The organism is Aliivibrio kagoshimensis, from assembly GCF_050337105.1.
Lineage (GTDB): Bacteria > Pseudomonadota > Gammaproteobacteria > Enterobacterales > Vibrionaceae > Aliivibrio_A > Aliivibrio_A kagoshimensis.
The window spans coordinates 1-6,877 of record NZ_JAKJSQ010000114.1 but is presented as its reverse complement, the minus strand read 5'-3'; the positions used below and the strand labels follow the sequence as shown (position 1 = coordinate 6,877).

General features: G+C 36.4%; 8 protein-coding genes. All 8 read right to left on the bottom strand.

Annotated features, from left to right (window positions below):
* Positions 1 to 617 (bottom strand): acyltransferase family protein (locus tag L4C32_RS19905; RefSeq protein ID WP_428198637.1); only part of this gene is annotated, 617 nt, incomplete at its 3' end.
* Positions 618 to 637: 20 nt separating this feature from the next.
* Entirely contained in the window at positions 638 to 1,372 is a 735-nt protein-coding gene (locus L4C32_RS19900; protein WP_428198636.1) for a WecB/TagA/CpsF family glycosyltransferase, read from the bottom strand.
* Positions 1,372 to 2,541, bottom strand: coding sequence for an aspartate-semialdehyde dehydrogenase (locus L4C32_RS19895; protein ID WP_428198635.1), 1,170 nt, complete (start codon positions 2,539 to 2,541; stop codon positions 1,372 to 1,374). Before L4C32_RS19895 ends, L4C32_RS19900 begins: the two co-directional genes overlap by 1 nt.
* A 1-nt stretch (position 2,542) precedes the next feature.
* Positions 2,543 to 3,625, bottom strand: coding sequence for a glycosyltransferase family 4 protein (locus L4C32_RS19890; protein WP_428198634.1), 1,083 nt, complete (start codon positions 3,623 to 3,625; stop codon positions 2,543 to 2,545).
* Positions 3,612 to 4,796 carry a phenylacetate--CoA ligase family protein gene (locus tag L4C32_RS19885; protein WP_428198633.1) on the bottom strand — a complete coding sequence of 395 codons (1,185 nt, stop codon included), beginning with the start codon at positions 4,794 to 4,796 and terminating at the stop codon, positions 3,612 to 3,614. Before L4C32_RS19885 ends, L4C32_RS19890 begins: the two co-directional genes overlap by 14 nt.
* Before the next feature lie 28 nt (positions 4,797 to 4,824).
* A complete protein-coding gene (locus L4C32_RS19880; protein ID WP_428198632.1) occupies positions 4,825 to 5,322 on the bottom strand; it encodes a serine O-acetyltransferase in 498 nt (165 codons plus the stop codon).
* A gap of 2 nt (positions 5,323 to 5,324) precedes the next feature.
* On the bottom strand, positions 5,325 to 6,389 hold the full coding sequence (locus tag L4C32_RS19875; RefSeq protein WP_428198631.1) for a glycosyltransferase: 1,065 nt from the start codon (positions 6,387 to 6,389) through the stop codon (positions 5,325 to 5,327).
* The coding region (locus tag L4C32_RS19870) for an O-antigen ligase family protein (RefSeq protein ID WP_428198630.1) at positions 6,364 to 6,877 on the bottom strand (514 nt) is incomplete at its 5' end. The genes L4C32_RS19870 and L4C32_RS19875, both read right to left, overlap by 26 nt.

The following is a 6,877-nucleotide window of genomic DNA, read 5'->3' as shown; positions in this document are numbered from 1 at the left end:
ACCTTACTATCTCTGTAAGTGGCCAATAAATATCCAGAAATAAATGCTGGCTGCCAGAAAAAAAGTTGATTTAATGAAATTAAATCAATGTCAATGTTGAACTTTCTGATTAAAAATGATAGTAAAAATAGGAGAATTGAGATACTTGCTAATGTAAATGTCTTTAACCGAATGTTTCTGATTAGTGGAGTAAGTAGAACAAGAAATATGTAGGGTTTTATGAACCACCATTCACTATTGTAACTACTTCTCAATGATATGATGTTTAATACGAGCTCTTTCAGATCAAACTTAGTATCGTTTACAATAAAAAATACAGGGATAAAAAAAATGAAAACTAACCAGTAAGATTTGTAAAATTGTATGATTTTATTTATATAGTACTTAGGAGAACTATTGTTAACTGATGAAAACCCATACCCTGAAATAAAGAAAAAAAGAGGGACGCATATCTTACCAAACAGTGCAATTTTACTTTCAAAATTTATGGAAGTAAAAATGTATATTACATCTGTTGTGGCTGGGATTCGATCAGGGAATGCAAAGAGGTGATGAAAAAGCATTAATAAAATAGCAATGCCTTTTAGATAGTTAGAATCATATTTAGTAATAATCATGATAATTTCTTCTGTTAGATCTATTTCCCTTTTAGTTTTTCTTTTAAAAGTAACCAAGAAAATTTAGAGTTGGTGATTAAATAGCGCTTCCACATTCTTCCTGGTTCTTGAATAATGCGATATAACCACTCTAATCCATTGTCTTGCATCCATTTAGGTGCGCGGTTCACTTTTCCTGCTACAACATCAAAAGTGCCGCCTACACCCATAACAAAATCGACGCCCAGTTTGTCTTGCCATTTGTTAATAAAGTTTTCCTTTTTTGGCGAGGTAATTGCTACAAACAGCAATTTAGCACCAGATGCTCGAATCATATTTACAACTGCTTCTTCATCGTCCCAAAAGTAGCCATGATGGTAACCGGCTACAGTGAGCGTTGGGTTTTGCTTTTGAACATTTTCAACTGTTTGGGTGACTACATTCTCTTCAGCACCAAGAAGAAAGACAGGAAAGTTATTATCGGCGCTCATTGTTAGCAGGTTATGAAAAAGATCAACACCTGCAACTCGTTCAGGAACGGCATGACCACATAATCTAGCACCCCAAACAACACCCATACCGTCAATATTAATGATATCGCAGGCTTTTATTGAGTCTGCCAACACTGTGTCTTTTTGCGCATGTACCAATTTGGCGACATTAACAACTACATGCTGAGTAAAATCACCTTTAGTGATTTCAGATTTAATATGATGAACGGTATCAGCCATAGTTAAGCTGTCCATAGGAGTGTTTAAAAAGTCGATCCGAGACATTAATCAGCCTGTTTTGATAAGAAGTTATTGTAAAGTGAAAAAGAGTAATAAACCCAAGCTTGAGTCCATCGAATATAGTTTACTTTGTTCGTGAAGTATTTGTGTTTTTGATACACAAACCGTCGTTTTTTTGGCATATAAAGGGTGTCGATAGATTTAGAAATAACCTTGGTAGCTAACTGAATATCGGCATCTGTTTTACTTACTTTTAGTAAGGTTAGAACTGCTTGAGAGACACAGTGCATGTCTAATGGATATCGATTATTATTGTAATATTTAGCGGTACCGTCTGATTCCAAAAGTTCTGAGCGATAGTAAGTCAGCCCTTTTTGAATCGCATCATCAAATTCAGATGTAGAGAGAGCTAGGCGCAGCATGTCTAAGGCTTCAAGGTTATAACCAGTATGAAAGCCATCAATGAATTGATGATGATGTCTAGCGCCGTAAACCCATGAGCCGTCCTCGTTTTGCTCTACAACAGATTGCCTTGCGACGGTTAGTGCGAGTTGTCTGTATTCACTATTATTGGTTAGATTGGCTACAAATCCGACCCAAGCCGCTCCCCATAAACTGGCGTTATGAACAAACGCAGTTTCACCTGGAATGTATGCAAAAAAGCGACGCTCATCATGTTCATTATATAGGGTATTTACGATAAAGTGCGCTGAATCTATTGCCGCTGCTTGGTACTCAGTGTTCTCAGTGAGCAGAGACAGTTGATATAAAGCTTGGGCAACGTAAATTGTGGTAATGATGTTGGGTTTGCCTTTAGGGACAAAAAAAGCTCTCGCATTCCAATCAAAATGGTAACCCCAACATGCATGTTTCCAAGTTGAGACATCACTTTGCTGCGTGAGTAACCAATCAGCAAGTTCAATTGCAGTGTTTAGGTAAGAGTCATCATTGGTTCGATTGAAATCCTCAATGAGGCCAAGAATGAAAAGTGCCACACCCTTCGGATTACGTTTTTGCTCCACATTTGCTAGCGGACGAAAGTTGATTATTGAACGCTTGTGAAATTGAGTCCATGCTAGGCCAACAAGGCCCTTTTTAAATTTTGGCAATAAGGTAAATATTGAGCTATTAAGACCGTCAAATGGATCTTGTCCTGCAAAAGCTTGCTGAGATGATTGCTCTAAAGTGTTACGTGCTATCAGTTCGGGGCTCATGTTAATCCTTTAACAACTGATTATAAATGGATTCAATTTCGGGGATGACAACCTGAGGACTGAAGTGCAGTAAGTACCTTTCTCTTGCGGCCGATGCGTACTGGAGTCTGAGGTCATCATTGGATAATAATGTATCTAAAGCTAGAGATAGTTTCGGGATGTCACCAGGATATATCAAGATTCCCTCTTCGTTATTATGAATCGCGTCGGGTATCCCTCCAACATTGGAGGCCACCACAGCAATTTTGGCTGACATTGCTTCGAGCACGCCCATTGGAAAGCCCTCGAGGTAACTGGGTAGTGCGAAGATAGAAGTCTTTGCTAACCAGTTTAATTTTTCTTCTCCGGATACCCAGCCGATAAAATCGATTTTGTTGGCAACACCTAATAATTCAGCTTGCTCCCTAAAAACCCTCTGGTCACCATCACCGCCTAAAATTAACCGGCAAGCAGGATGGGATGACGTGATACTTGAAAAAGCTTCAATCAGATCATGAATCCCTTTATCTTTAGTGAGTTTGCCTAAGAATAAAATATTCGGTGTGGAAGGATTGTCTATAGTTGGGAGCTTGATCTGAGGAATCGCATTATAGATAATTTTAACTTTGTTATCATTAGATACAATACTGGAGACCCAACTCTTCCACTGCGTAGAAAGCACAATAATCTTATGAGCAGCGTTGAAGGAATCAACGATTCTATTTCGTTTTTCAACAGAGCATTCACGTTCAAAAAAGTCTTTAAAGCCCCCGCCATGCAGGTGAATGATGACCTTGCTACCAAGAAAATTACACAGTGAAATGACAATGGACTTTCGAGAGTAACTACCTCTTGATGCCATATGAATATGAACGATTCCAACATCGTAGAGTAAATGGTAAAAACCAATTTTAATCAGAGCAGCGATAAAAAATAATATGGCAAACACTTTATTACCGATAAAGCTTGAGTGAGTAGGAACGTACCTAAAATTATATTTAGTTAGAAGCCCTTCAGACTCAAGAATATTAATAACTGTCGCTATCCCACCTTGACCTTTAGGGTTGGTACCAATCATTAAATTTATCGGTTTAAATGCAAACAATGTCTTTATTCCTTATTACTGAGCGAAACTTTCCTGCCTTCGTGCGAGGGACTCGCTCAACCACCTTAAAAGTAAACGTAAGGTCATCGCCAAGTAACTGCCTTAAATTTGCTTCTATAGCTTCTTGGGTCATTACTCGATCACTACCGCTCTCAGGGACATAACGAATGATGATAAGTTGAAGTGATGCTTGTTCTATTTGGCACTCAATAAGCCCAGTAATCCCTTTAAAAGCAACATCTAACCGTCCAATGTGGCGGCCGTCTGGTAATAGTACGTAGTCATCATCCCTGCCTAGAATCTTGGTGACATATGGAGAAGAGTCTCCGCACTGACACGGAGTGTCAATGCATAGACCCTCAACATAATCATTGGTGTCATACCTTTTTAGTGGCATTGCTCTATTATGAAGATTGGATCCAACAATCTTGATACCATGCTCGTCTTGAATAAACTCAACGTTAGAGTAATCCTCACGAACATGATAGTGACCAGCATTGCATTGTTGCAGTGCAGCTACTCGCTCAGCTTGGCCATAATGATCATAGATGTGACCGAAGACAGAACGCGAAATCTTTTGGTTGTCACTTGAAAACTGTTCACTACTAGTGAGTACACCCTTTAAATCCCAGTTCGGTGACCAATTCAATTTTTTTGCAAGCTTAGAGAGCAGTACAATTGAGCTTGGGTACGCCAAAATAATATGAGGTTTATACTCTTCTAAAGCACTAAAGTAAGCCAGTGCAGTGCGCTCTGATATATGGAATGAGGACATTACCAGTCGGCCAGTGAACGGCTTTTTCACCCAAAACGGCGCTTCAGTTTGAGTTGACAAGCAGATTGAATCGCCACGAATAATAGCGATACGTGGACGTAGTGGTGCCCCCATGAGTTTAAAGTAGCTCTTAACAAGGTACTCTTCTAAAAGGATGGAACTCAGACTGCGATAAACAGTGAGAGGCTGGTTGGTGGTGCCACTTGTGTAGCCTTTAATGGCCCATATTGGCTTTTTGAAGTTGTTATTTAATACCCACTCTTTATCAATTATATCGCTTTGTAATGAAGAGCTATCATTGTGTGGTTTTGGTGTAAAATAACGGTTAAAAATATTTCTGTATAAATAGTTTACAAAAACATTCTCTTTTAATAACCACCAAAGAAAATATTTCAAAATATAAGCCTGCTAAAATTGTGAGATGTTATTGTTTTTTAGACAKGAATTCTACATGTCCTTCAATATAAGATTCATTGTTGAATATGTCATAATCTAAATCTGAAACGTGACCAATTATCTTAGCTGGAATACCGCCAACGATAGAGCCTTCAGGGACACTTTTAGTAACCACAGCATTAGGGGCGATGATAACGTTATCTTCAATGATGACTGCACCACATATGACAGCGCCAGGCCCGATAAAAACATTGTCACCGATGACTGGAACCAATTTGTATGGGCTTTTCCCTACTATCTTACAGCCAATACCAACGCGACAATTTTTTCCAATTATTGTGTTGTTGATTATCACAACACCAATACCTTTAGACACAAAAAATGTGCTTTTCCCTATATTTATGTTTGGAGGTATTTTTGAATTGTAAATTATAAATATCATAAATTGAAACAGAAGTGGAATAAAAGGTATTTTTTTTTCAAAAAACCACCTTGATACTCTGTGGAATAAAATGGCATTAGGCATATTTATAACTCTGTGTATTTGTGATATTTTGAGAACATTAATTCTTCAGAGAATTTAGTGTTTATTTTTTTTATTGCTGCTACTCCTAATCTTTCCCTAGTTGTTTTGGAATTAATTAGAATTTCAATTTTTTCTGCTAAACTTATAGGGTCGTTATATTCAAATAGTAGCCCGTCAATATTGTCATTGATCATTTCTAATGATCCACCAGTGTTTGAGGCAATAACAGGACAACCAGTAGACATAGCCTCAAGAGTAGCATTTGAGAATGTATCATTTGATGGGAGTACATAAGCATCATAATTTGCAACTTTAGAAGTAACATTGTCAACATTACCAAGAAAGTTAACATGCTCCGAAATATTATTCTTGCTACATTCTTGAATTAGCTTTATTTTAAATCCGTCATGAACCTCCTCTCCAAAGCAATCCAATGAAAAGTCAATGTTTTTATTCTTAATTATTTTAAGTGCTTGAAAAAGTGTGGTATGTTTTTTTTCTGGTCTTAATCGAGCTACAATAACTATTTTGAATTTTCCATTAGTACAGTAGGTACTTTTTATATGACCATGATTGTTATCTATCCCATTATGCAAAACACTTAACTTATTCTTTGTTACGTTGTTCGTCATTATATCTTTAAGCTCTCTATTGCCAACAATAATTTCGTCTATGTTTTTAAATTTGTAGTTAGCCAGAATTTTTTTAATTTTACAGGATGGTGTTACTAGATGAGTTGTATTGATGAATGAAATCTGTTTTATATTCATACTGCTGGAGAATATTACGGGATAATAATTAAAGAAAAATATGCAATTCAATGATTGTATTGAATGTATATGTTTTGATATTTCTTTATAAGCGAGAATTCTATTTAAGATACTACTGTTCGTGTCTATGATATTAAATTTCACTTTCTTATCAAGTTTACTGGATTGACTGTTATTATTGGAGAGCGACAGAATATTTACCTTGACTCCTTTTTTAATTAGATCATTTGCAACTCTAATTACTTTTTGTTCAGTACCTCCGATGCCTAAGCTAGAGATTATGATTAGTACGGGCAACTTTCTCACTCCATATTGGATAAAAAATTGAAAAGCAAAACATGATGAATATTATATTGTTTTGCTTCAAGAATGAACTGCCACTTAAAGAGTAAATGGCAAGGAATGATAATGATATAGCTGTGATATAATAATCTTCTTTGTTATTATATATTTTCGATATCGAATGAATGATAGGTATTACAATTATAATAACATATGCCCCTAGACCTATTAGTCCCATATCTATAATAGAGTCAATAAATCCATTGTGAGAGTGACCTAAATGATAATATAGTCTACCAATTGTATACTCTGCTGGTTTCCCTTCTCCCCAGAATACACCCCCGAAGCCATAGCCTAATAGGTTTATTTCAATATTATCTAGGATTAATAACCACATTTCAGAACGACCTGAACCAGTTAGGTCTTTATTGAAAATAATTTTAATAATAAATTCAAAAAGTACGAATGAAAAAAATATTAAAGTAGAAGCAATAGGGATAAAT